This window comes from Methyloceanibacter stevinii (assembly GCF_001723355.1).
GTDB lineage: Bacteria > Pseudomonadota > Alphaproteobacteria > Rhizobiales > Methyloligellaceae > Methyloceanibacter > Methyloceanibacter stevinii.
This window is the reverse complement of sequence record NZ_LPWE01000010.1, coordinates 229978-251747: the sequence shown is the minus strand read 5'-3', so window position 1 is coordinate 251747 and position 21770 is coordinate 229978. Positions and strand designations below refer to the sequence as shown.

The following is a 21770-nucleotide window of genomic DNA, read 5'->3' as shown; positions in this document are numbered from 1 at the left end:
CCCGAAAGCGCCCGCCAGGACATGTTGACGGGCAAACTAGGACGTTCCCGGCTTTCGGCTAGACGTGAGGCGAGGGACGGTCAGCTCGCAGGAAGGCCGGCTAGACGATTGTGGCGGGGTCGCGCTGCGGGACGGCCACGCCGGTGTCGAAGTGTCCCCAGCGCCGCTGCAAGCGCCGGACGATCTGGTGCACGAAGCGAATGGCTTCACCGCCGACGAAGCTCGCTGCCCCGTTCTCGAGGGCGGCGGGACGTACCGCGCCGGTCTCGTGCCGAGCCTCGCGCCAAGTCTCCCACAGCCTCTGATCGATCCTGTTATCGGCCTGGATGCGGGCCACCGTCGACTGGGGAAGCAAATCCAGCGTCAGCGGAGTCCATCCCGCGCCCCGCGACAAGTCCGCGAGCCCATTGTGGAGCCGTGCATTGGCCGAGATGTCGAGCCGGTCGCCGAGAGCGCCCAGCAGGTCGTCGCACAGCGTGTAATCGCCGACGAACCAGAACATGGACAGGAACGCGTTCGCCAAGTCGTACTTGTCTTCGTCGGACAGGCTGGCGATCTGCACCCAATTCAACTCGAGGAAGTTGTTGAGGATGTAGTGCGTGATGAAGTTGCGCCGCATGGCCCCGTAAGCGATGTCGATACCGTAGGGCTGCAGACCCTCGTTGATGTAACGGGTCATGCGGTAGTTGTAGTACGACACGAAATGGCTCGCCGGATCGCGCAGCAGCATGCTGCGCTTGATAAGCCGATCCTGAAACAGCGAGTCGATTGAGATGCCGAGATAATGGCTGCTGACAATCTGCGTCTCGTTCGGATCGGGCAGATGCGACGTGTCGTAGCCGGTCGCGAGCCGGCCTAGGCCACGGCGCCGGCGCAAACGATGGTAGGCGTTCGCCGGCAACGCGCCCGCCAGATGGCGATCGATAGTCCGGCCCGCACATTTGGGCACATGATAGACGAAGTGCACCGGCGGCGTATCCACGCCCCGTGCCGAAGTCGCTCGTGCCTGCATATGTGTCGAAACGCCTGGGTACATTTTTAAGAGATTGGCACCGCCATACTTAACAACTCCTTTAGGATGTTGGTTCCCTCAAGAAGAAGCTGCTCGGCGCCAGCGAGAACAATTCGTCCCAGGATGACGCGGCGGAACCGAGGCAAAATCTGGGCAGTCGGGTCGAAAGCCGGCACACGATTTTTTGAACGATTAGAGTTGTTTGGCGGGACAGAACGTCGCAGCCAGCCCCGTGCCTAGCAGTTCGTCGTAAACGGCGAGCGTGGCCCGCTGCATGTCATGCAGCGCGAAGCGTTCGCGAGCGTTGCTCCTCGCGCGCTGTCCGATTTCCGCGAGCGCCTGGGGGGAAAGGGTTAACGCCTCGCCCAGGCAATCGGCGAGGGCGTGCGCATCGGCCGTCGGCACAACCCATCCGGTAAACGCGTCGAGGTCGCTTTGGGGCACCACGTTCTCGCTGGCCGCGCCGACATCGCTGACGATGACCGGGCAGCCAGCCGCCTGAGACTCGATGCTGGTGCGTCCAAATGTCTCCGCACGCGTCGACGCCACCACGGCGAGGTCCGCCAATGTGAACGCCGCCGGAATATCGTCGCAATGGCCGACGAGGCGCACGACGCCGGTGAGACCCGCCGCGTCGATCTCGGCCTGAAGCTCTGCGCGGTAGTCCTCGCGTCCTTGCGTGTCGCCGGCGAAGACGAAGACCGCGTCGCCGAGTTGATCCCTATCCTTCAGGAGACGTGCCGCCTCGATCGTGTAGGGATGCCCCTTCCAGCGTGTCAGCCGCGCGGCCTGCAGAACAACGCGTTGTTCCGGCGAGATCCCCCAGACCTCGCGCAGCCGGTCGAGGCGCTTCGGCGCCACGTTGTCCGCATCGAACGCCGAGACATCGAAGCCGCGATAGATGACGTGCAGGTGTTCCGGCGGCACAGGGTATTGGCTCGTGATCAGCCCCGCCGTGAAGCGCGAGTTCGCGATCACCCGGTCACCGCGCGCCATGACGCTGTTGTAGAACGTCTTCAGCCGGCTCCTGCCGCTATAGGCCCCGTGATAGGTGGTCACGAAGGGCCGCTGCGTCTTGCGGGCGGCGAGATAGGCGCTCCAGGCGGGCGCGCGGCTGCGCGCATGGAGCAGCGTGACATTGCGTCTTTCGACGATTCGCGCCAGGTGCCGGGCATTGGCGAGGATGGTCAGAGGGTTCTTGCTCGCCACGGGCAGTTCGATGATTTCGCCGCCGGCATCCTCGAGGGCAGTTGCCAAAGCGCCCGCCTCGGTGGCAACCAGAGCCTTCGCTCCGGCTTGGGTGAGCGCTGCGGCGATCTCGACGGTCGACTGTTCGCTGCCGCCGGTTTCAAGCCGTGGCACGACCTGCAATATGGTCACGTCCGACATCGCGTCGCTTCTATCCTCGAATCCCAAACTGCGGGCAGCTCTCAAGATGGACCAGCAAGAACCACATTTTATGGAGATTGGCCAAGGGGATCATGGCCGCCGCATCGCCTATCGCTTTGATGCGGGGGCATCGGACGATGCTCCGGCCGTCATTTGGCTGTCCGGTTTCCTCTCCGACATGGCGAGCACGAAGGTCGTGTTCTTGAGCGAGTGGGCGGCCCGGAAGGCTACGCCATGCTGCGCTTCGACTATTCGGGCCACGGCCTTTCCGGCGGCGATATTGAGAAGGCCTCGACCGGCGCCTGGCTGGAAGAAGCGCAAGCGATGATGGCGCTCGTGGGCGCGCGGCCCGTCATCCTCGTCGGGTCCTCGCTCGGCGGCTGGATCTCTCTGCTCCTGGCGCGGCAACTCGCGGAAAGCCGCGACACGCACCTCAAGGGTCTCGTGCTCATCGCGCCGGCCTGGGACATGACCGAGAAGCTCATGTGGGAAAAGATGTCGGAGAAGACGCGCAACATCGTGCTCACCGAAGGCGTCTACCACGCCCCGTCCAACTACGACGATCCGTATCCCATCACCAAGATCCTCATCGAAGAGGGCCGCAACCATTTGCTTGCGGCGGGCAACATTCCGGTGAATGCGCCGGTGCGCATCCTTCAAGGCATGCGCGACGAAGATGTGCCGTGGGAACACAGCGCTCAGCTGGTCGATCTGCTGGCGACCAACGACGTCGATCTCACGCTGGTGAAGGCCGCCGGCCACCGCCTGTCGGAGCCGGAAGATTTGCAGCGCCTTGCGCGTACGATCGAGGCGATAATCAATCCGGCGGCCGCCTAAGCCTTACGGCTTGAGCGACGCGAGCCCTTCGCGGAAGGTCGGATAGCGTAGCGCCACACCGAGTTCCGATTTGATGCGGGCATTGCCGATCTTGCGGCTGCCTTCATAGAAGCTGCGCACCATGGGCGGCAGGTCCGCGTCCTCGAAATCGATCTCCGGCGGGGGTTCGATCCCGATCATTCGAGCGGCATGGGCCACAATGTCGCCCGGCGCCGCCGGCTCGTCGTCGGCGACGTTGTAGATCGCGCCCGCGCGCGGCGACGCAATGGACGCCTCCAGCACCGTGGCGATGTCGTCCACGTGAATGCGGCTGAAGACCTGGCCCTGCTTGTTGATGCGCCTTGCCGTGCCCGCTTTGATCTTGTCGAACACACTGCGGCCCGGGCCGTAGATCCCTGCAAGGCGGAAGATCTGCACCGGCACGCCGGTCTTGGCGCCGAAGTCGAGCCAAGCCTGTTCGGCGGACACGCGCGCCTCGGTGCGGGCGCTGTTGGGCTTGGGCGGCGTGTCCTCGCTCACCCATTCACCGTGCTGATCGCCATAGACGCCGACCGTCGAGAGATAGCCGATCCATTGCAGGCTGCCGAGGTCCGCCAGTGCGTCGCCATAGTGGGTCAGTACATGGTCGCCGTGGCTCTCGCCGTCGTGGCGGTCGGGCGGAATGGAATGCAGCAGGTGTGTCGTCCCCGCGAGTAGGCGGTCGACGTCCGGACGGGGCACATCGCCCGTGAACTCGGCTGCCTCGAACCCGCGCGCCCGTAAGGCATCACATTTGGCCTCATCACGTGCGGTTCCAGCGGCGGTCCAGCCGCGCGCCACGAGACGCGGTGCGAGTTGCTGTGCGGAATAGCCAAATCCAAATGCGAAGAGCCGGCTCATGGCACCAACGCGCTTTCGGTCACTTGCCATTCCGCCCGGACGGCACCGTCCGTCTCGGCGGCAAGCCGTTCCACACGCAGCGTGTCCGACTTGGCAGGATCGAGGCGCTGGAGCGCCCACGCCGCCATGGCGCGCACGAGCGGCGAGGCATCGTCGATCAACGCTTCGACATGCGGAACGAGCGATGAGTCCCTCGCATTGCCCGCGGCGATGAGGGCGTTGCGGACGAAGCGGTCACGCCCGGTGCGCTTGATCGGCGTGCCTCGAAAGCGGGTGCGGAACTCTGCATCATCCAGTGCCAAGATCTCGGCGAGCGGCGGGTCGTCCGTCTCCGGACGAATAGCGAGTCTCGTCTCGTGGCTCGCTTGCGCGAACTTGTTCCAAGGGCAGACGGCGAGACAATCGTCGCAGCCATAGATGCGGTTCCCCATGGCCGCGCGGAACTCGGGCGCGATGTGCCCCTTGTGCTCGATGGTCAGGTAGGAAATGCAGCGCCGCGCATCGATCTCGTAGGGCGCGGTGAACGCCTTCGTCGGGCAGGCGTCGAGGCAGCGGCGGCAGGCGCCGCAATGGTCGATCTCGGGCGCGTCCGCTTCGATATCTGCCGTGGTGAAGATGGAACCTAGGAAAAGCCACGAGCCGAAGTCGCGCGAAACTAGGTTCGTGTGCTTGCCCTGCCACCCGAGCCCGGCCTTCGCCGCCAGCGGCTTTTCCATCACGGGCGCGGTGTCGACGAACACTTTCACGTCGCCGCCGGCCAGCGCCTGGATCTGTCCGGCCAGCTGCTTGAGCTTGCCCTTGATGACATCGTGATAGTCCGCACGCTTCGCATAGATCGACACGGCCCCCCGCGACGCATCTTGCAGAGATGCGAGCGGGTCGGCCGACCCGCCGTAGTTCGTTCCGAGCAAAATGATGCTGCGGGCATGGGGCCAAAGCGCGTGGGGGCTCTTACGGCGCTGGGCCGTGTCCTTGAGCCACCCCATGTCGCCCTCGCGCCCTTGCGCCAGAAAGGCATCGAGCGCGGGGCCCATGCGCTCGGGAGCGTCGGCGCCCGTGATCCGCACGGCGTCGAAGCCAAGCGCCTCCGCGCGTTCGGCGATGATCCGTTTCAGGGATTGTCCCATCACGGGCGACCGTCCGTTCGTGGCAGGGTGGGCAGGCTCCCGGCGGCGCGCTCCCAGTTCAGAAGTCGAGATCGGCATAGGTTCCCGCCGGAACGAACCCGGCGATCCGGTCCTGCAGCAGCGGACGGAAGGAGGGCCGGGATTTCACCAGCGCATACCAGTTTTTGGCAGGTTCGAACTCTTCCCACGGCACCTCGCCGAGATAGTCCAGGGCCGACAGATGCGCCGCTGCTGCCAAGTCCGCAAAGCTCATTGCGTCGCCTGCGAGCCAGCTGCGCGTTTCCGTCAAATGGCCGATATAGGTCATATGATAGCGCAAATTGTCGTGCCCGGCCCGCATTGCCGCCATATCGGGCGAAGAGCTTTGGGGGCCGAAGCGCCGGAAGACTTTCTCCACCACGAGGTAGTCGGTGACTTCCTCGTAGAACTTTTGATGGAACCACTCCACGAGGCGGCGCGTCTCGGCACGGGCCGCCGCATTTCCCGGGAAGGGCTCAAAAGCGGTCGCCGCGCGCTCGCCCATCGTGTCGGAAAGCCATTCGGAGATGGCATAGGCGCCCGCGATCGGCGCCCCACCGTCGGGGATGAAGACCGGCAATGTTCCCGCTGGGTTGAGAGCCAGAAACTCGGGTCTCCACTCCCACGGCCTCTCTTCGTTCAGCTCGTACTCGACTCTACACTCGGCAAAGGCGAGACGAATTGACCGGGAGAAGGCGCATAGCGGATGGTGAAGAAGATTCGCCATGAGGGGCTTCGATCGCTATTCGTTCGGAAGGTAATCGGGCGGAAAATGAATCGCGCCAAACGCATGAGCCTCGTATAGAACCTGCGGCCAAGGCGAACAAGCGGCACGGGCACGCCGCGTCTGGGGATTGGGACCATGACCATAGAGCAGATCATCGTCATCGCGGTGGTTCAGGGAATCACGGAGTTCCTGCCCATTTCCTCCTCGGGCCATCTGGTCCTCGTCCCTTACCTTTTTCACTGGCCCGACCAAGGCCAGTTCGTCGACGTCATGGTGCATGTGGGCACCCTGTTCGCGATTCTGATCTATTTCTGGCGCGATGTCTGGAAGCTGATCGTCGGCGCCCTGGATCTCTTCCGGGGCAAGGTCACGCAGGACGGAAAGCTGGCGATCTACATTCTGCTGGCGACGATCCCCGCGGTCGCTTTCGGCCTGTTCCTGAAAAAATTCGGCTTCGGCGATCTGGAACGCAGTGTCACGATCGTCGCCTGGAACACCGTGATCTACGGCATTCTCATGCTGATCGCCGACATGATGGGCCGGCAGGAGAAGACCATCGAGAACATGACGCTCAAGAGCGCGATGATTATCGGCGTGGCGCAGGCGCTGGCCCTCATTCCAGGCACAAGCCGTTCCGGCGTGACTATGACCGCCGCACGCTTCTTGAACTATACCCGCCCCGATGCGGCTCGGTTCTCGTTTCTCTTAGGCATTCCCGCGATCGCGGGCGCGGCGTGCTGACCGTGGGCGAGGCGCTGGCGGCCGGCGCCACGATCACCATGGATTCGGTCTATTGCGCGATCCTCACCTTCTTCGCCGGTCTTGCGGCCATCGCCTTCCTGATGGCGCTCGTCCGCCGTATCAGCTTCCTGCCTTTCGTGCTCTACCGCATGGTCCTGGGCGGCTTCCTGCTGTTCATGATCTACATGTGAGGATAGGACGCCTGAGGTTCATCACGGCGGATGCGTTCTGGCACAAGCTGCAACGGTTCGGGCTCGCGCGTACGGAGCCCGATTGGCTCACGGTGCCCGCAGGTCCCCACGTCTGCAAAGGCGTGCCGAAGTTGGCCGTGCCGCAGTAGGGCGTCGGCTCAGGCCTTGTAGACCGAAAACTGCCCGCGCGGGCGGAACTGCTCCAGATAGTCCGGGACGACGCTGGCGATCTGCACCGGCTCGATGCCGAGCCCCTGCAGCGTGCGCCCGTCCTTGACCGCGCCCTCGCTGACGACATTGTCGGTTTCGAGAAGCCGGACCTGGTCGATGGTCAGCGGCGGGTTGGGTAGCCATTGCAGGAAGGCGCCCTGCAGCTTTGCGAGCCAGAACGGCAGCGAGATCAGCGGGCGCGAGCGCATCGTGTAGGCGAGCACGCGCTCCATCACCTCTTTCATGGTCAGAACCTCGGGTCCGCCGAGTTCGTACGGCGCATCCGTCTTGGTCCGGCCTTCGATCGCCGCGACGAGAGTCTGGGCCACGTCGCCGACGAATACCGGTTGGAACTTGGTGTGACCGCCGCCGATCAGGGGCAGAGCCGGGAATAGCTGCGCCATCGCGCCGAACCGGTTGAAGAACTCGTCCTCGGGGCCGAACACCACGGATGGACGAACGATCGTGGCATCGGGGTAGACGTCGCGAACGGCCGCTTCGCCGGCCGCCTTGCTCTGCGCATAGACCGACGGCGAGCCCGCGTCGGCGCCGATGGCCGAGACATGCACGAAGGTGCCGACGCCGGCCGCTTTGGCTGCCTCGGCGACGTTGCGGGCGCCTTCGTCCTGCACCGTCTTGAAGGTCTGCTTGCCGGAAGCGAACAGGATTCCGACGAGGTTCACGACCGCGTCCGCATCCTCGGCCGCGGTCACGAGCGAGTCGGGGAACCGCACATTCGCCTGAACCGGCACGATCTGGCCGACGCCGCCGAGCGGCTGCAAATGGCCGGCAAGATCAGGCCGGCGGCAGGGGACCCGGGCGCGCGCGCCGGTGCGGGCGATGGCCCTCACCAGGTGGCGTCCCAGAAATCCGGAGCCGCCATAAACGGTTACCAATGCTCGATTGTTCAGTGTGACGCCCACGGCAGTGCCTCATCTTTCACGGCGCTGAATTTCGCAGATGCAACATGCCACGAACACAGGCCGCCTTGAAGGCGGTTCTTCGTCTCAATTCCCGCTCTCGAAAGAATTGACATTGCGCAGCGCCAATCGTACCTGAACGCGTTCAAGCCCAGGTGGCGGAATTGGTAGACGCGCTAGCTTCAGGTGCTAGTGCCCGTATGGGCGTGGAAGTTCGAGTCTTCTCCTGGGCACCATCTCTCGTCTCGCCGTGCAATGGTACGGCGAGCGTCTCAGTCGGCAAGAAGGGTCTGACGAGGTCCTTCCGGAAAGGCGCAATTGAGCCAGTCCTCGACCGTTGAACTCTTCAAGGGTGACTTGCCGCCGGGCCGCTTCAAGGCCAAGGCGATCGCGGTCGATACCGAGACGCTCGGCCTCAATCCTCAGCGCGACCGGCTCTGCTTGGTGCAACTCTCCGACGGTGACGGACGGGCGGTCCTGGTGCAGATTTCACCGGGTGACGATGCGCCCGAGTTGAAGCGCCTGCTGGCCGACGAGAGCGTTCTCAAGATCTTCCACTACGCGCGTTTCGATGTGGCCGTGCTGAAGCAGTATCTGGGGGTCGACACGGCACCGATCTACTGCACCAAGATCGCCTCGAAACTGGCTCGGACCTATACCGACCGGCATGGCCTGAAGGATTTGTGCCGCGAGCTCCTGGGCGTCGAGCTGTCCAAGCAGCAGCAGTCCTCCGACTGGGGCGCGGAGACATTGAGCCCCGAACAGCTCAGCTATGCGGCCAGCGACGTACTGTATCTGCATGCTCTGAAGGAGCGGCTGGATGCGATGCTCGATCGCGAAGGCCGCGCTCATCTCGCGCGCGCCTGTTTCGCGTTTCTGCCGGTCCGCGCCGAATTGGACCTCAAAGGCTGGTCCGAAATGGATATCTTCGCCCATTGAGGCCCGCGAAAAACCGCAGGAAATCAAGGGCCCCGGTCGCAATCTGATCAAAGTCCTGCGGCTAGCTACCTAACGGTTCCGGCCTGTCCAATCGTACGTGGAGCCAGGAGCGCGGAAGTTGGCGAATGTAATGGCATATGAGGCGAATATCGCGGGCGCACGGTCGCGCCACCGGATACGGACGCCTGAAGAGCGCGCCCGGGCGATGCGCAATGCCAAGCGTCACAGCATGGTGGTTGGTGTCCTGCGAAAGGCGCTGCCCGTTCTCGCCATTCTCGTGCTGGGCGCCTACTTCTTCTCGACGCGTATGAACGTCCATGTCGGCGGCATCACCGCGAGCATCGACGGTCTCCAGGTGACTGACGGCGCCTTGCGGATGCTCAATCCAACCATGCGAGGGACCGACAAGAAGAATGGGGACTACGTCATCAGGGCCGATTACGCGGATCAGGACGTCACGAACCCCAACCTCGTCGCATTGAACAAGATCGAGGCCGACGTGACCAACAAGGCCAACGCAAGCTGGTCGCGTATGCGCGCTGTGCGGGGCAAGTTCGATTCGAAGAAGGAGCGGCTCATTCTCAAGGATCGGATCACGCTCGCCACGAGTGCGGGTCTGACCGGCGAACTCTCCTACGCCACGATCGACATGAAGAACCAGATTCTTCGGTCGCATAACCCGGTCAAACTCGACCTGCCGTCCGGAACCGTCCGGGCGAACGCCATGACCCTGTATTCGGACAAGAACGAGATCGTCTTTCGCGGGAAGGTGGCCGTTCATCTGAAGCCTCGGAAGGGCAAGGCCGCAGCGCCGGCACCCCAACCGGCCGCCTCCGGCACACCTGCGCCCGCCCCGGCCGAGACACAGACGGGGCCGGCGCAATGAGACTGGCGCCCGTCTCTTGGATCCCGGTAGCCGCTGTGGTCTTGCTGGGAGCGTTCTCGCCAAGCCCGGCTGTCGCCGAGGAGGTCAAGAGTGCCTTCAAGGGCCTGTCCAAGAATTCCGACAAGCCCATCGACATCTTGTCCGACACGCTCACCGTCTACGACGAGAAGAAGCTGGCCGTGTTCAAGGGCAATGTCCGGGCCAGCCAGGGCTCCTCGACCCTGCGGGCGGCGCAACTCGACGTGCACTATGTCGGCGGGGCGAACGAGCTCACGGGACAACCCGATCAGCAGCAGGCCGCGGCTGAAGCGCAGCCCCCGGCCGCTGGCGACTCTGGCCCCGACGGCCAGATCGAGAAGATCGAGGCGCGCGGCAGCGTGGTGATCAGCGGCGAGGACAATCAGACGACGACCTGCGATCACCTCGTCTATGACGTTCCCACCCAGAAGGTCACCGTGAGCGGCAACGTGGTCATCAACAGTGACGAAGATCAGACGACGACCAGCGATTGGGCCATCTACGACGTGGCCGGGCAGAAGGCTCTGGTCGGCGGCAATGTGGTACTATCCCAAGGGCAGAACGTGCTAAAGGGAGACCGGCTCAATATCGACCTGGCCACGGGCGAGAGCCGGTTCGAGAACACCGGCACGACACAGGACGGCAGCCGCCGAATCCGCGCTTTGCTCCTCCCGAAGGAAGAGAAGAAAAAGCCCGGCAAGGAGAAGAAGAAGAAAGCGAAAGAGGCCGCGCAGCCCTGACCCTGGGATGTTTCCCCGGCCGGCCGGCGTCGTCGCGGCGCGCCACCACGTCGCACATGCGCTCTTTGCGCGCGTCCGTGTGCCGCGCCCCGCTGTGGCCGTGATTGTCGCAGAATTGGAATGTCAGGGATTTCTGCAGGTATTCTGCGTACACTTTAACCGATATTAACGGCGGTGCGTTTCAACCGAAGGGTGACACGAGCAGTGGGCAAGGTGGTCTCGATACCGGGACAAGGAGCAGTTTCCGCTCCGCAAGGTGCGTCCGCTGGGGCGCAGCCTGCGCACGTGCCACGTCGCGACCAGGGGCACCCGAGCGCCCCGACGCAACCCGACCAGCGTATCCATCCGGGTCAAACCGCCCATCCAAGCCAAGCGCCGCGCCCGGCCATGCCGGCGCCTCAGGGGCAGCCCGTGCCCCAGCGGCAGCCGGTCGCGCAGCCGGCGCCGCAGCCTCATAGGATTCCGCCGGTCCCGCCCGGGCACTGTGCCGCCGCCACCGCCGCATGCGGAACAGGCCCAGGCAGGAGCGCAAGGACTGCATGAGCCAGGCGAGGGCTGGCTGACCATCCGTTCGATCGTCAAGAGCTTCAAGAAGCGCACGGTCGTCCGCGGTGTCAGCCTCGATGTCCAGCGCGGCGAGGCCGTGGGGCTGCTCGGCCCCAACGGTGCGGGTAAGACGACGACGTTCTACATGATTACCGGGCTCATTCCGGCGGACGAGGGCTCGATCAAGATCGATGGGCAGGACGTCACGCGCCTGCCGATGTACCGCCGCGCCCGGCTCGGGATCGGTTATTTGCCGCAGGAAGCATCCATCTTTCGCGGTCTGACGGTCGAGGAGAACATCCTGGCGGTCTTGGAAACGGTGGAGCCGAACAAAAAGGCGCGCCGGGAACAGTTGGATGCCTTGCTTGAGGAATTCCGGATCACGCGGCTGCGAACCTCGCCGTCCATGCGCCTGTCCGGTGGCGAGCGGCGCCGTGTCGAGATCGCGCGTGCCCTTGCCACGCGTCCGTCCTACATGCTGCTCGACGAGCCTTTCGCCGGCATCGATCCGATCGCGGTCAACGACATTCGTGCGCTCGTACGGCACCTCACCCAGCGCGGCATCGGCGTCCTGATCACCGATCACAATGTTCGCGAGACGCTCGACCTCGTGGGCCGGGCCTATATTATTCATGACGGGACAGTTTTGACCCACGGAACCACCCACGAGATCGTCAACAATGAAGACGTCAGACGCGTCTATCTGGGCGACGATTTCAAAATCTGACTATGTGATCGCGAGTGACTTCGTAGATGGCGATCAACGCAAAGCTCGAAATGCGCCAGACCCAGAGTCTGGTCATGACGCCTCAGTTGCAGCAGGCCATCAAACTCCTGCAGCTGTCGAACATGGAGCTGAGCGCGTTTGTGGAGGGGGAGCTCGAGCGCAATCCATTGCTCGAGCGCAGCGACGGCGACGGTCCTGCTAGTCCGACAACGGATGATAATGCCCCTGAAGGGTCGGATGAGAAGAACGAGAGCGCGACGGATGCGCGCGACTCCGATAATTGGGTCGATCTCGAATCCGGCGGCGATAACAACCGTACGGAGGATCTGGACGCCGATCCTCGCGACATGTTTCCCGACTCGGAAGATTTTGTTCCGGGCGCCGTGATGGACAGCGGCTGGAGCGGCTTGACGCAGTCCGGCCCGGGCGTATCCGAAGATGGCGCCGACCTCGAAGCCTATGTGGCGGAGGAAAAGACGTTGCGGCTCCATCTATCGGAGCAGCTTGCGCTGGCCTTCGCCGATCCCGCGCAACGCATGATCGGCCAGCACATCATCGATCTGACGGATGAATCCGGCTATCTGCGCGGCGAGTTGGATTTGCTCGCCAGCCAGCTGGGGGCGCCACTCGACCTGGTCGAAGACACGTTGCGGCAGATGCAGGACTTCGATCCGTGCGGTGTCTTCGCGCGCGATCTGCGCGAGTGTCTGTCACTTCAGCTGAAAGAGCAGGACCGATGCGATCCGGCCATGGCCGCGCTGATAGACAATCTGCACCTGCTCGCGGCCCACGATCTCGTCGCCTTGAAACGCGCAACAAGCGTTAGCGACGAGGATCTGGTGGACATGATCGCCGAGGTGAGACGGCTCAATCCAAAGCCTGGACTGGAATTCGGCGTGACTCCCGCACAGCCCATCGTGCCGGACGTGCTGCTGCGGACACTGCCGGACGGCAGTTATCACGTGGAGCTCAATTCGGACACGCTGCCCCGCGTTCTCGTCAACCAGACCTATTATGCGAGGGTCAGCAAGTCGCCGCTCGCCAAGGACGACAAGAGCTACCTTGTCGATTGTCTGCAGACGGCGAACTGGCTGGTGAAGAGTCTCGATCAGCGCGCGCGCACGATCCTGAAAGTGTCGCAGGAAATCGTGCGCCAGCAGGACGCGTTCTTCACCTACGGCGTCCGGCATTTGCGGCCGCTCAATCTCAAGACCGTCGCCGATGCGATTTCGATGCACGAATCGACCGTGAGCCGCGTGACGGCCAACAAATACATGGCGACGAATCGTGGCCTATTCGAGCTGAAATACTTCTTCACGTCCGCGATTGCCGCCACGGGTGAGGGCGATTTCCACTCCTCGGAAGCCGTGCGGCACCGGATTCGTGAAATGATCGACGGGGAGCCTGCGGAAGACGTCCTATCCGACGACAAGATTGTCGAGCGCCTCAAGGTGGATGGCATCGATATCGCGCGCCGGACCGTCGCAAAATACCGCGAGGCGTTGGGTATCCCATCCTCGGTCCAGCGGCGCCGGCAGAAGCGCATGGCGCTGACGGTAAGCGCTTAGCTGCCGGGCTTTTCGACATTTGTGGAGGTTTGGATTTGACACCCTCCAAGCACAGAGCTAGCTTCCGGCCTCCGCTACAGAGGTCAATGTTGTTTGGGCCGGGACGTAGAGATCCCGATGCTGGCCTCGTTTCTTGTGGAGTTCGTGCCGGGAGGTACGCAGCCGCAAGACGTGAGCGGGTTGCCTACGGGAAAAACAACGCAGCCAGATACCAGATAGACTTCTAGAACACGTCAAAAGCGTTCCGCGTTTTCGTCCAAATTTGCGTTCTATAGAGTTTTCCGGCGGTCTCGGGCCCCGGGCTACGCGTGCGAGGCAGAAATGACCGGCACGCGCATGCTGGTTGGAACACACGCGTAACGAAAAGTGTTTGTTGGTCCATGTGGACCGTGCCGGATGGGAGGCACACAGGTACTCGAAATGACCCTAGCTGATTACATTGCGCCCGAAGCCGTCCTGCCGTCCCTCAACGCGGCGGACAAGAAGCAGCTCTTGGCCACGCTTTCGGCGCGCGCCTCGGAGATATGCGGTCTCCAAGAGCGGGATATCTTCGACGTGCTGTTGCAGCGGGAGCGGCTCGGATCCACGGGGCTTGGTCAGGGCGTCGCAATCCCCCATGGCAAAATGCCGGGCCTGAACAGGATCGTCGGGGTGTTCGCGCGGCTGGCGGAGCCGATCGACTTCGATGCGGCCGACGCCGAGCCGGTGACGATTGTTGTGCTGCTCTTGGCGCCGGAGGGCGCCGGCGCGGACCATCTGAAGGCCCTGGCGCGCATCTCGCGCTTGTTGCGAGATCGCCCGTCGGTGAAGAAGCTGAAGTCCAGTGCCGACGCCGAGGCGCTCTACGCCGTGCTCACGCAGGACGACACGGCCTCACACGCCGCGTAGCGGTCTTCGCCTTCGAAGGGCGGCGCTTCGCGCGCTTCCAGCGAGCGCTGCGAGTACGTTTTCAGAACTAGTGATTAGTGGACGCTCAAGGGAACGAGGTCGTTCTCGATCGCATTAGCGATCGCGGCGTTGCGGCTATCGGTCAACGCGATTGGCGTGCCGTCGGCGCCCAGCACGGCGAACAGATCGATCCCTTCCGGCGTATCGTCGAGGGCCGGAAAGAGCCGCTCCGCATCGTCGAAATCGACCTGTTTGATATACGCGACTTCGCCTTCTCCAAGCAGAGCAAGCTCCTTGGGGCTCATCGCGATCTCGGACTCGTCGTCTTGGTGCTTATTCATCAAACTCATTTCCAAACATCTCAGCCAGCGGACTTGATCCCGACCTTGAAGGCGCGCGTCTCCTGCGGAAGCCTCTCGAGCTCGATGGCCAGGAGCCCGTTGTCTAACTCCGCTTTACGCACTTCGACGCCGTTGACAAGCGCAAATGTCCTCTTGAAGCGGCGGCTGGCGAGGCCGCGGTGCAAATAGTCCCTGCTGTCTTCTTCCGGTTTTTCACCGCGGATATGAAGTGCTCCGTCTGCGATGCGCACGTCCAGCTCTTCCCGGGAGAAGCCGGCCACGGCCAGAGTAATCCGCAATCGCTCGGGGCGCTGTGCCTCCGCAGGAAGGATTTCAACGTTGTAGGGCGGATAGCCGCCTTCGGCCAGCTTCGTCGCGAGGCTCTTCTGGGCGGTGCCGACGCTGATCCATAGACTGCCGTCGAGACGTGTCATCCAGTATCCGGCAAGGGGCCTCTTCTTCCGCCGCCGTCCGACGGGCCGGAAATCACCAAGAAAGCAACCCCGATATGGGTGTCCGGCGGCCGAAATCAAGTAAGGCCCGCCGGTCTGCGCGGCGCTCCTATGGGTGGGAGCCGCCACTTTTTTGTGACCTGCGCAGCCGGGATGCAAGACAACTTGACGCACCTACCTAGTGATAGGTAGAATGCTGCTCAGATGTCGAACGACCCTCACAGTCACCCCACAGGGAGCAGGGTTCCACACAGCTGCGGCTGCGGGGTCCATGTGCTCTCGCGCCGGAATGTGATCCTGGCAGGCCTGGCGATGGCCTCCACGCCGCTCCTGCGCTACGGGCCCGCGCATGCGTCCACCAGCGATGTGAGCGAAGTTGCGCCCGGCGTCTTCGTGCATCAGGGACGCTACGAGGTTCAGTCCGCCGCCAATGGCGGGGACATCGCCAATGCGAGTTTCGTCGTCGGATCCGAGGCCGTCGCCGTCATCGATACGTCAGGGAGCGCGAAGCTCGGCGCCGACCTGCGCGACGCCATTCGGTCCGTCACCGATAAGCCCATAAAATACGTGATCAACACGCATATGCATCCCGACCATGTCTTTGGGAATGCGGCTTTCAAACAGGACAATCCCGAATTCGTCGGTCACTACAAACTCGCGCGGGCGCTCGGGACGCGCAAAGACAGCTATCTCGTCGCCAACGAACAGATGATCGGCGCCGATGGCTTCGCCGGCAGCGAGATCATTCTGCCGACGCTCGGGATCAAGGAGCCGACCAAGCTGGACCTCGGCGACCGGGAATTGCTGCTGGAGCCGCAGCCCACGGCCCACACCGACAACGATATGATCGTGACGGACCTGAAGACGAATACGCTCTTTCTCGGGGATCTGCTGTTTTCCGTGCACGTCCCGACCATCGACGGGTCGATCACGGGCTGGCTCGCGGTGCTCGACGAGATGGGGAAACGGAAGGCGGCCCGCGTGGTTCCCGGCCACGGGCCGAAGACGATGGAACTGCCGCAAGCGCTGGTTCCGGAACAGGAATACCTATCCACCATTGCGGACGACGTGCGGCGCCAAATCGCCGAAGGCAAGACGTTGGAGCAGGCGACGAAGTCGGCCGGCTTCACTGAAAAGGATGCCTGGAAGCTGTTTGACCAGTATCATGTGCGCAACGTCACTGCCGCCTATGCTGAACTCGAATGGGAATAGCTGAGAACGACGTGAGAAGAGGAACTCCAAGGCCATGACATACGCTTTCAACACGCTCAGCCGGACGCTCTGCGGCGCCGTGCTCGCAGCCAGTATCGGCGCTCTAGCGATGGTGCCGGCGCATGCCGATGAAGACGTGTGGCCGATCCTGCGCGAGCAGGCCTTTGGCGACCGTCCGATCACGGAGGAGGACGGTGCAGTCGTTCTCGAAACGCCTCAGAAGATTGAGGACGCCGCCATCGTGCCGATCACGGTGCGGATCCCGCCTCACGTGAAAGACAAGGTCAAATCTCTCTCGATCTTCATCGACAAGAACCCGGATCCGAAGGTCGCGACTCTTACGTTCGGTCCGGCGGCCGGTTCCGGCGGCGAGCGCAGCTTCGCCACGCGTGTCCGTGTCGACAACTTCTCCCATGCCCGGGCCGTGCTCGAGCTTGAAGACGGCAGCCTCCACATGGCGACGAAGTTTTTGTCCGCCGCAGGAGGATGCGCCGCCATGCAGGCCAAGGACCCGGATGCGGACACGGCCGGAATGGGCAAGACGATCGTTCGGACGTTCGCTCCGGCTCTCAGCAGCAATCCGATCTGGCAGGGCCAGGTCATGATCAAGCATCCGAACCACAACGGCATGCAGCTCGACATCAACACCGCCAAGTTCATTCCCGCCCGCTACGTCAAAGAGGTGACTGTCGAGCGGGATGGCGAGCTGGTGTTCAAGCTGGACAGCACGTTCTCCGTTTCGACCAATCCGAACTTCCGCTTCACCTTCGCGAAGGGCGACCACAACGAGCTCGACGTGTCGGTGGTGGATACGGACGGCGAGAAATTCAGCGGGACGAGTAAACCCCAGGGCGGGTCCTAGGCCGAGAACGGGTATCGCTGTCGAGGTGCGGCAAATGTCGATTGGAACACGAGATCTCCTGTTGAAGGAGGCAGAGACGCTCACCCGAACCCGCGGCTATGCGGCGTTCAGTTACGCGGATTTGGCCGAACGGGTTGGCATTCGCAAGGCGAGCGTCCATCACCACTTTCCGACGAAAGAGGTTCTGGGCGTCGCCCTGATCGACGGCTATCTCGCCGAGTTCAAGCGGGCACTTGCGAAGGTCCTCGAGGAGGAGAGGTCGGCCGAGGCCCGTCTTGCTGTCTATAGCGGGTTCTTCATCGACAGCCTGCGGGACGGTTTGATGCCGCTCTGCGCGGCGCTGTCGGCCGAGACCGCGGCCCTGCCGCAGTCGATGCGCGCACAGGTGTCGACCTTCTTCGAACTTCACCTCGACTGGCTCTCCGGCGTCGTCCGGGATGGGATTGCCGACGGCGAGTTCCGTGCCGATCTCGACGTGCGCCAGACGGCGACGATGCTCCTGAGTGTCCTCGAAGGCGCCAGCCTCGTCGCATGGGCGCTGAAGGACAGCGCGCGCATCCAACCGACATTCGGACAGGCGCTCGAAAGCCTTTCCGAGACCAGCCCGGTCTAGGCGCGCCACAACCAGTCCGTCGATTGAGTATCGATTGCGTCGCAAAAGGCGGCTACGATCCAGCGCATCTATCCTTGAGGGAAATTGGAGACTGCGATGGTCGTGTTCAGATTTCTGCCTGTAGCTGTGCTTCTCGTGTCCGTGCAGGCGGTCGCCTATGACGGGCTCGAGGCCGATTTCGCCACCTGCACGCAGAGTAACGACAGCGGCGCGGTCGTCTCGGCCTGTACGCGTTTGATCGACAACGCGGCGGTCGAGAATTCGGTGACCGGCATGTTCTACGGCCTTCGGGCGGCGAACAACACCGACGCGGCCCAGAACTGTGCCGATGCCAAAAAGTCGCTGGCGCTTGCCGAAGACGCCACGATCAAGTCGCTGTCTCAGCAACTCATCGATCAGAACTGCTAAGTCTCTCTCCTGATTGAGCGGCGGCGCTACCGAGAAGCCTGTCAGGGGGTGCAAGCGGATCAAAGCGCTTGCTTCCGCCACTTCGGACCTCGCGCCAGATCAGCGGTAGACAGAGGGCGCAGACCCCGAGCGCCACCGCGAAGCTGCCCAACAACGGTGCGTCAAACACCGTCTCGAACAGCGCGGCGGCCAGAAGCGCGATTGCGCCAAACCAGAGCAGGCCGACGACCAGCCATACAATCCAGAGCCCCGTGCTCCCGGCGACGAATGCTGCGCCGGGGTTGGCCTTGTGTATTCGCTTGGCGAGTTCGCGTACGAGAGGCCCGTAGCTGTCCGTTCGATCTTCGAACGCGCCGAGGCTGAGGTAATGCGCCGATCGCAGCAGCACTTTGTCCCCGGCCGTGCTTGTCACCTTGCACTGCAGGGCTCTGCCGATCGGTGAGGCATAGGAGATCAGCTGCATCGCACGGGCGTCCGCATAGGCCAGGCGTCCGTCGGACCTGCCGGTCTCCGTCCAGCAAAGGGCGTCCTGCGCGAGCCGATACGTGCGCTCGCCACTGACGATGCCGTTGCGGACGCTGTGTGCCCATTCGGTCATGGAAGACTGGGGTAGCCTGTTTCGACCCGAGGTCCAACCCTCGCGGCGCAGGCGTGTCGGCGGTCACCTAGAGCGTCAGTAACTCGAGCAAGCTAGAACCGGCAATCGACGTTGTGGAAATTGGTGGAGCCAGACGGGATCGAACCGACGACCTCGTGAATGCCATTCACGCGCTCTCCCAACTGAGCTATGGCCCCTTAAAGGAATTGTTGTGAATCCGGGCTGCCGAGCAGCGCCGTCGATTCCAGACCGCATCGTTTAGGCTGAGCGGCCCGTTCGTTCAAGCGAAATGCGACTCGGCGCGACGGATCCATTGGAGCAGGACGGGTTTCCCGGGGGCGTGCGCCTCCGGCAATGTCCTAGCTTTCGTCTTCCCGTTCGTTCTTGACGATGTCGGTGACGTCGTCTTCCTCTTCGTCGTCCTCCAGGAACGTATCCTCGTCGTCGCTGTCGGGGATGTCTTCATCGTCATCTCCGATATCGGCGATTTCCTCGTCGTCGGCTGCCGCTTCCTCGGCCTCCTCCGCCTCGTCCAGGCTGATAACCTCGGCGCCGCCCAAGACGGGCTTGTCCTCTTCTTCCTCAACCTCAGGCTTGGCGGCCGGCTGCGCAGCTGCACCGCGCCGCGTCGGCGTCGCGACGTGGTACACGGCTTGGCAGACGGGGCAGACAATCGGCGAACGACCCAGATCGTAAAACCGCGCGTCACAGCTCGCGCACACGCGCTTGGTTCCCCGTGCGGGTTTCGACATGACTCTCCTCAAACATAGTCTAAGCGTGACTCCCCATTGCCACGCCTCATGCGTAGTGTCAAAAGCTATCAAACATCCTCAAACAGCAATCTGATCTCCATGCCGCAGCCTCTAACCGCTCGCCGATCCGCAGCTATTTCCGGCCGTGTGAAAGTTCCCGGCGACAAGTCGATCTCGCACCGCGCGCTCATCCTGGCCGGTCTAGCCACGGGACGAACGCGCATCGAGGGATTGCTCGAGGCCGATGATGTTCTGGCGACGGCGCGGGCCGTCGAGGCGCTCGGCGCCTCGGTCGTCCGAGATGGAGACGTCTTCGAGGTTTTGGGGCAGGGCGTTGGCGGTCTCAGCGCTCCCGATGGCGTTCTCGATTTCGGCAACTCCGGTACGGCCAGCCGGCTGATGCTCGGCGTGCTGGCGGGCTATCCGATGCCTGTTTCTCTCACGGGGGATGCGTCCTTGTGCCGGCGCCCGATGAGCCGCGTGTTGAAGCCGCTGATGGAGATGGGGCTGTTGGTGGAGGACGACAGGGAGACCTTGCCGCTCACGGTCGTGGGCACCCAGGACCTTTTGCCGATCGTGTATGAACTGCCGGTGCCGTCCGCCCAAGTGAAGTCGGCTATTCTGCTGGCGGGGCTCCATGCGCCGGGACGCACCACCGTGATCGAGCCTCTCCCGACCCGCGACCACACCGAACGTATGCTGCGCTATTTCGGCGCCGAGGTCGACGTGGAGACGCGCGCGGACGGCTCGCGGGCCGTCACCGTCACCGGCGATGCGGAGTTGCGGGGCGCCCATGTGATCGTGCCGGGCGATCCGAGCTCGGCGGCATTCCTCGTCGCGGCCGCCCTCATCTGTCCCGGCTCCGATCTCACGATCGAGAATGTTCTTCTCAATCCCACGCGCACCGGCTTCTTCGACACGTTGCAGGAGATGGGGGCCGATATCGCGGTGCTCGATCAGCGCGATGCGGCCGGCGAGCCCGTGGGCGATCTGAGGATCCGGTCTAGTGCGCTGAGGGGCGTGCGCGTACCCCCTGAGCGGGCGCCGTCCATGATCGACGAATATCCGGTCCTGGCCGCGCTCGCGGCCTTCGCCGAGGGCGAGACCCGGATGGAAGGCTCGGCCGAGTTGAAGGTGAAGGAAAGCGACCGCCTGGCCGCTACCGCCGCCGGGCTCGCGGCTTGTGGCGTAACCGCGCGCATCGAAGGCGACGATCTGATCGTCACGGGCACGGGCGCCGTGCGAGGCGGCGGTACCGTGGCGACGGAGATGGATCACCGCATCGCCATGGCCTTCCTGACGCTGGGCCTCGGCGCCGAGGAACCCGTCGCCGTGGACGATATCGCCATGATCGCCACCAGTTTCCCCGCCTTTGTGCCATTGATGACCGGTTTGGGAGCGCGCCTCGGATGATAATCGCGATCGATGGGCCGGCCGCGTCGGGCAAGGGCACATTGGCCAAACGGGTCGCCGTGCACTACGGGCTGCCGCATCTCGACACGGGCCTGCTCTACCGGGCAGTGGGCCGGGATGCTCTGGCCCGAGGCATCGCCCTGGATAACGCGGAGGCCACGGCCGAGGTCGCCTCTACGCTCGAAATCGCCACGCTCGACGATCCCGCATTGCGGACGGCGGGGGCCGGCGAAGCGGCCTCCCAGGTGGCCCGGCATCCGGCCGTGCGCACGGCGCTTCTCGCCTATCAGCGGAATTTCGCCCAAGGGGAACTCGGCGCGGTCCTCGACGGCCGCGATATCGGCACGGTGATCTGCCCCGATGCGGACGCGAAGTTGTTCGTCACCGCGACCCCCGAAGTCCGCGCCATGCGGCGGTTTCTGGAATTGACGGGCCGTGGAGTCGCCATCACGGAGGCGGCGGTGCTGGCCGATATCAGGGCCAGGGACGAGCGCGATTCGACCCGTGGCGCCGCCCCGCTCGTGCAGGCCTCCGACGCGGTCTTGCTCGAAACCACAAATTTGAGTATAGACGCGGCGTTCAGGGCAGCTCTCGATTTGATCGAGGCTGCGATGAGCCGCGCAGGGCGGGCCGGTTGAGGTCGTGCCCGTTTGGCGTTGGCCCGTCATCTTGAAGCAAGCTTGAAAGAATTTCGCGCGGCGAGGCGAAGCGGACCAGGCCATTTGGAGATGGCGGCGGTCCGGGGCGCGTTCGTCG

Annotated in this window: 26 protein-coding genes and 2 tRNA genes; 17 read left to right on the top strand and 11 right to left on the bottom strand. The window is 63.5% G+C overall.

The window, feature by feature from the left end; all coding sequences use genetic code 11:
* Positions 1-100: 100 nt before the first annotated feature.
* Both AUC70_RS05080 and AUC70_RS05075 read right to left on the bottom strand, forming a co-directional pair.
* Positions 101-1012: a hypothetical protein gene (locus tag AUC70_RS05080; protein ID WP_158007361.1), complete on the bottom strand. Its 912-nt coding sequence runs from the start codon at positions 1010-1012 to the stop codon at positions 101-103.
* 192 nt (positions 1013-1204) lie between these two features.
* Positions 1205-2401, bottom strand: a complete 1197-nt coding sequence (locus AUC70_RS05075) for a glycosyltransferase family 4 protein (protein ID WP_069443850.1) — start codon at positions 2399-2401, stop codon at positions 1205-1207.
* Between the two features lie 234 nt (positions 2402-2635).
* On the opposite strand from AUC70_RS05075, the gene AUC70_RS05070 reads away from it, so the two are divergent.
* Positions 2636-3238: an alpha/beta hydrolase gene (locus AUC70_RS05070; RefSeq protein WP_244505503.1), complete on the top strand. Its 603-nt coding sequence runs from the start codon at positions 2636-2638 to the stop codon at positions 3236-3238.
* A gap of 3 nt (positions 3239-3241) precedes the next feature.
* Here the strand turns inward: AUC70_RS05070 and AUC70_RS05065 are convergent, their stop codons facing one another.
* From AUC70_RS05065 to AUC70_RS05055, 3 genes are read right to left on the bottom strand one after another with little or no spacing between them, the layout of a single operon-like run.
* Positions 3242-4117 carry an SDR family oxidoreductase gene (locus tag AUC70_RS05065; RefSeq protein WP_069443849.1) on the bottom strand — a complete coding sequence of 292 codons (876 nt, stop codon included), beginning with the start codon at positions 4115-4117 and terminating at the stop codon, positions 3242-3244.
* The gene (queG, locus tag AUC70_RS05060) at positions 4114-5244 is read right to left on the bottom strand and encodes a tRNA epoxyqueuosine(34) reductase QueG (protein WP_069443848.1); all 1131 of its coding nucleotides are present in this window, start codon (positions 5242-5244) and stop codon (positions 4114-4116) included. The genes AUC70_RS05065 and queG overlap by 4 nt, the downstream gene beginning before the upstream one ends.
* A 58-nt stretch (positions 5245-5302) precedes the next feature.
* Positions 5303-5989 carry a glutathione S-transferase family protein gene (locus AUC70_RS05055; protein WP_069443847.1) on the bottom strand — a complete coding sequence of 229 codons (687 nt, stop codon included), beginning with the start codon at positions 5987-5989 and terminating at the stop codon, positions 5303-5305.
* Between the two features lie 135 nt (positions 5990-6124).
* Between AUC70_RS05055 and AUC70_RS05050 the strand changes: the two genes are divergently transcribed.
* Genes AUC70_RS05050 through AUC70_RS17060 form a run of 3 tightly spaced genes read left to right on the top strand, consistent with a single transcriptional unit; the run spans position 6125 to position 7070 of the window.
* Positions 6125-6730: an undecaprenyl-diphosphate phosphatase gene (locus AUC70_RS05050; RefSeq protein WP_206599315.1), complete on the top strand. Its 606-nt coding sequence runs from the start codon at positions 6125-6127 to the stop codon at positions 6728-6730.
* Positions 6724-6921 (top strand): hypothetical protein, encoded by a 198-nt coding sequence (locus AUC70_RS17500; RefSeq protein ID WP_206599314.1) that lies wholly within the window; start codon positions 6724-6726, stop codon positions 6919-6921. The genes AUC70_RS05050 and AUC70_RS17500 overlap by 7 nt, the downstream gene beginning before the upstream one ends.
* On the top strand, positions 6918-7070 hold the full coding sequence (locus tag AUC70_RS17060) for a hypothetical protein (RefSeq protein ID WP_158007360.1): 153 nt from the start codon (positions 6918-6920) through the stop codon (positions 7068-7070). The genes AUC70_RS17500 and AUC70_RS17060 overlap by 4 nt, the downstream gene beginning before the upstream one ends.
* Positions 7071-7079: 9 nt before the next feature.
* On the opposite strand, the gene AUC70_RS05045 is transcribed toward AUC70_RS17060, so the two are convergent.
* Complete coding sequence (locus AUC70_RS05045) at positions 7080-8054, bottom strand: complex I NDUFA9 subunit family protein (protein ID WP_083241275.1); 975 nt, start codon at positions 8052-8054, stop codon at positions 7080-7082.
* A 146-nt stretch (positions 8055-8200) separates the two neighbouring features.
* On the opposite strand from AUC70_RS05045, the gene AUC70_RS05040 reads away from it, so the two are divergent.
* From AUC70_RS05040 to AUC70_RS05010, 7 genes are all read left to right on the top strand, one after another.
* A tRNA-Leu gene (locus tag AUC70_RS05040) sits at positions 8201-8287 on the top strand.
* Positions 8288-8369: 82 nt separating this feature from the next.
* On the top strand, positions 8370-8990 hold the full coding sequence (locus tag AUC70_RS05035; protein WP_069443846.1) for a ribonuclease D: 621 nt from the start codon (positions 8370-8372) through the stop codon (positions 8988-8990).
* A 130-nt stretch (positions 8991-9120) separates the two neighbouring features.
* Positions 9121-9876, top strand: a complete 756-nt coding sequence (gene lptC / locus AUC70_RS05030; protein ID WP_069443845.1) for an LPS export ABC transporter periplasmic protein LptC — start codon at positions 9121-9123, stop codon at positions 9874-9876.
* Positions 9873-10634 carry an LptA/OstA family protein gene (locus tag AUC70_RS05025; protein WP_083241274.1) on the top strand — a complete coding sequence of 254 codons (762 nt, stop codon included), beginning with the start codon at positions 9873-9875 and terminating at the stop codon, positions 10632-10634. The genes lptC and AUC70_RS05025 overlap by 4 nt, the downstream gene beginning before the upstream one ends.
* 484 nt (positions 10635-11118) lie before the next feature.
* Entirely contained in the window at positions 11119-11907 is a 789-nt protein-coding gene (gene lptB, locus AUC70_RS05020; protein WP_425283580.1) for an LPS export ABC transporter ATP-binding protein, read from the top strand.
* Positions 11908-11933: 26 nt separating this feature from the next.
* Positions 11934-13475: an RNA polymerase factor sigma-54 gene (rpoN, locus tag AUC70_RS05015; RefSeq protein WP_069443843.1), complete on the top strand. Its 1542-nt coding sequence runs from the start codon at positions 11934-11936 to the stop codon at positions 13473-13475.
* Between the two features lie 420 nt (positions 13476-13895).
* Positions 13896-14363, top strand: coding sequence for a PTS sugar transporter subunit IIA (locus AUC70_RS05010; protein WP_069444151.1), 468 nt, complete (start codon positions 13896-13898; stop codon positions 14361-14363).
* Between the two features lie 74 nt (positions 14364-14437).
* On the opposite strand, the gene AUC70_RS05005 is transcribed toward AUC70_RS05010, so the two are convergent.
* Entirely contained in the window at positions 14438-14713 is a 276-nt protein-coding gene (locus tag AUC70_RS05005) for a BQ00720 family protein (protein WP_083241273.1), read from the bottom strand.
* Positions 14714-14724: 11 nt separating this feature from the next.
* Positions 14725-15138: an Hsp20 family protein gene (locus AUC70_RS05000; protein ID WP_069443842.1), complete on the bottom strand. Its 414-nt coding sequence runs from the start codon at positions 15136-15138 to the stop codon at positions 14725-14727.
* A 291-nt stretch (positions 15139-15429) separates the two neighbouring features.
* On the opposite strand from AUC70_RS05000, the gene AUC70_RS04995 reads away from it, so the two are divergent.
* The 4 genes from AUC70_RS04995 (at position 15430) to AUC70_RS04980 (ending at position 18251) form a co-directional block, all read left to right on the top strand.
* Positions 15430-16368: a quinoprotein relay system zinc metallohydrolase 2 gene (locus tag AUC70_RS04995; protein WP_069443841.1), complete on the top strand. Its 939-nt coding sequence runs from the start codon at positions 15430-15432 to the stop codon at positions 16366-16368.
* A gap of 34 nt (positions 16369-16402) precedes the next feature.
* Positions 16403-17230: a quinoprotein dehydrogenase-associated SoxYZ-like carrier gene (locus AUC70_RS04990; protein ID WP_069443840.1), complete on the top strand. Its 828-nt coding sequence runs from the start codon at positions 16403-16405 to the stop codon at positions 17228-17230.
* Positions 17231-17264: 34 nt separating this feature from the next.
* Complete coding sequence (locus AUC70_RS04985; protein WP_083241271.1) at positions 17265-17843, top strand: TetR/AcrR family transcriptional regulator; 579 nt, start codon at positions 17265-17267, stop codon at positions 17841-17843.
* Positions 17844-17945: 102 nt separating this feature from the next.
* Entirely contained in the window at positions 17946-18251 is a 306-nt protein-coding gene (locus AUC70_RS04980) for a hypothetical protein (protein WP_141701958.1), read from the top strand.
* On the opposite strand, the gene AUC70_RS04975 is transcribed toward AUC70_RS04980, so the two are convergent.
* The 3 genes from AUC70_RS04975 to AUC70_RS04965 all read right to left on the bottom strand — a co-directional run bounded on the left by AUC70_RS04975 (position 18232) and on the right by AUC70_RS04965 (position 19601).
* Positions 18232-18849, bottom strand: coding sequence for a hypothetical protein (locus AUC70_RS04975; protein ID WP_069443838.1), 618 nt, complete (start codon positions 18847-18849; stop codon positions 18232-18234). The two genes, AUC70_RS04980 and AUC70_RS04975, sit on opposite strands and share 20 nt — an antisense overlap.
* Positions 18850-18970: 121 nt before the next feature.
* Positions 18971-19046, bottom strand: a tRNA-Ala gene (locus tag AUC70_RS04970).
* A 162-nt stretch (positions 19047-19208) separates the two neighbouring features.
* Entirely contained in the window at positions 19209-19601 is a 393-nt protein-coding gene (locus tag AUC70_RS04965; protein WP_069443837.1) for a TIGR02300 family protein, read from the bottom strand.
* Positions 19602-19649: 48 nt separating this feature from the next.
* Here AUC70_RS04965 and aroA point away from each other — a divergent pair, with 48 nt between their 5' ends.
* On the top strand, positions 19650-21014 hold the full coding sequence (aroA, locus tag AUC70_RS04960; protein ID WP_069443836.1) for a 3-phosphoshikimate 1-carboxyvinyltransferase: 1365 nt from the start codon (positions 19650-19652) through the stop codon (positions 21012-21014).
* Positions 21011-21652, top strand: coding sequence for a (d)CMP kinase (gene cmk / locus AUC70_RS04955; protein ID WP_069443835.1), 642 nt, complete (start codon positions 21011-21013; stop codon positions 21650-21652). Before aroA ends, cmk begins: the two co-directional genes overlap by 4 nt.
* Positions 21653-21770 lie beyond the last annotated feature (118 nt).

Excerpts from the sequence above, each read along its gene's own strand:
- AUC70_RS05080 (WP_158007361.1), bottom strand. The coding sequence starts at position 1,012 with ATGCAGGCACGAGCGACTTCGGCACGGGGCGTGGATACGCCGCCGGTG.
- AUC70_RS05075 (WP_069443850.1), bottom strand. The coding sequence starts at position 2,401 with ATGTCGGACGTGACCATATTGCAGGTCGTGCCACGGCTTGAAACCGGC.
- AUC70_RS05070 (WP_244505503.1), top strand. The coding sequence starts at position 2,636 with ATGCTGCGCTTCGACTATTCGGGCCACGGCCTTTCCGGCGGCGATATT.
- AUC70_RS05065 (WP_069443849.1), bottom strand. The coding sequence starts at position 4,117 with ATGAGCCGGCTCTTCGCATTTGGATTTGGCTATTCCGCACAGCAACTC.
- queG (WP_069443848.1), bottom strand. The coding sequence starts at position 5,244 with ATGGGACAATCCCTGAAACGGATCATCGCCGAACGCGCGGAGGCGCTT.
- AUC70_RS05055 (WP_069443847.1), bottom strand. The coding sequence starts at position 5,989 with ATGGCGAATCTTCTTCACCATCCGCTATGCGCCTTCTCCCGGTCAATT.
- AUC70_RS05050 (WP_206599315.1), top strand. The coding sequence starts at position 6,125 with ATGACCATAGAGCAGATCATCGTCATCGCGGTGGTTCAGGGAATCACG.
- lptC (WP_069443845.1), top strand. The coding sequence starts at position 9,121 with ATGGCATATGAGGCGAATATCGCGGGCGCACGGTCGCGCCACCGGATA.
- AUC70_RS05025 (WP_083241274.1), top strand. The coding sequence starts at position 9,873 with ATGAGACTGGCGCCCGTCTCTTGGATCCCGGTAGCCGCTGTGGTCTTG.
- rpoN (WP_069443843.1), top strand. The coding sequence starts at position 11,934 with ATGGCGATCAACGCAAAGCTCGAAATGCGCCAGACCCAGAGTCTGGTC.
- AUC70_RS05010 (WP_069444151.1), top strand. The coding sequence starts at position 13,896 with ATGACCCTAGCTGATTACATTGCGCCCGAAGCCGTCCTGCCGTCCCTC.
- AUC70_RS05005 (WP_083241273.1), bottom strand. The coding sequence starts at position 14,713 with ATGAGTTTGATGAATAAGCACCAAGACGACGAGTCCGAGATCGCGATG.
- AUC70_RS05000 (WP_069443842.1), bottom strand. The coding sequence starts at position 15,138 with ATGACACGTCTCGACGGCAGTCTATGGATCAGCGTCGGCACCGCCCAG.
- AUC70_RS04990 (WP_069443840.1), top strand. The coding sequence starts at position 16,403 with ATGACATACGCTTTCAACACGCTCAGCCGGACGCTCTGCGGCGCCGTG.
- AUC70_RS04985 (WP_083241271.1), top strand. The coding sequence starts at position 17,265 with ATGTCGATTGGAACACGAGATCTCCTGTTGAAGGAGGCAGAGACGCTC.
- AUC70_RS04975 (WP_069443838.1), bottom strand. The coding sequence starts at position 18,849 with ATGACCGAATGGGCACACAGCGTCCGCAACGGCATCGTCAGTGGCGAG.
- AUC70_RS04965 (WP_069443837.1), bottom strand. The coding sequence starts at position 19,601 with ATGTCGAAACCCGCACGGGGAACCAAGCGCGTGTGCGCGAGCTGTGAC.
- aroA (WP_069443836.1), top strand. The coding sequence starts at position 19,650 with ATGCGTAGTGTCAAAAGCTATCAAACATCCTCAAACAGCAATCTGATC.
- cmk (WP_069443835.1), top strand. The coding sequence starts at position 21,011 with ATGATAATCGCGATCGATGGGCCGGCCGCGTCGGGCAAGGGCACATTG.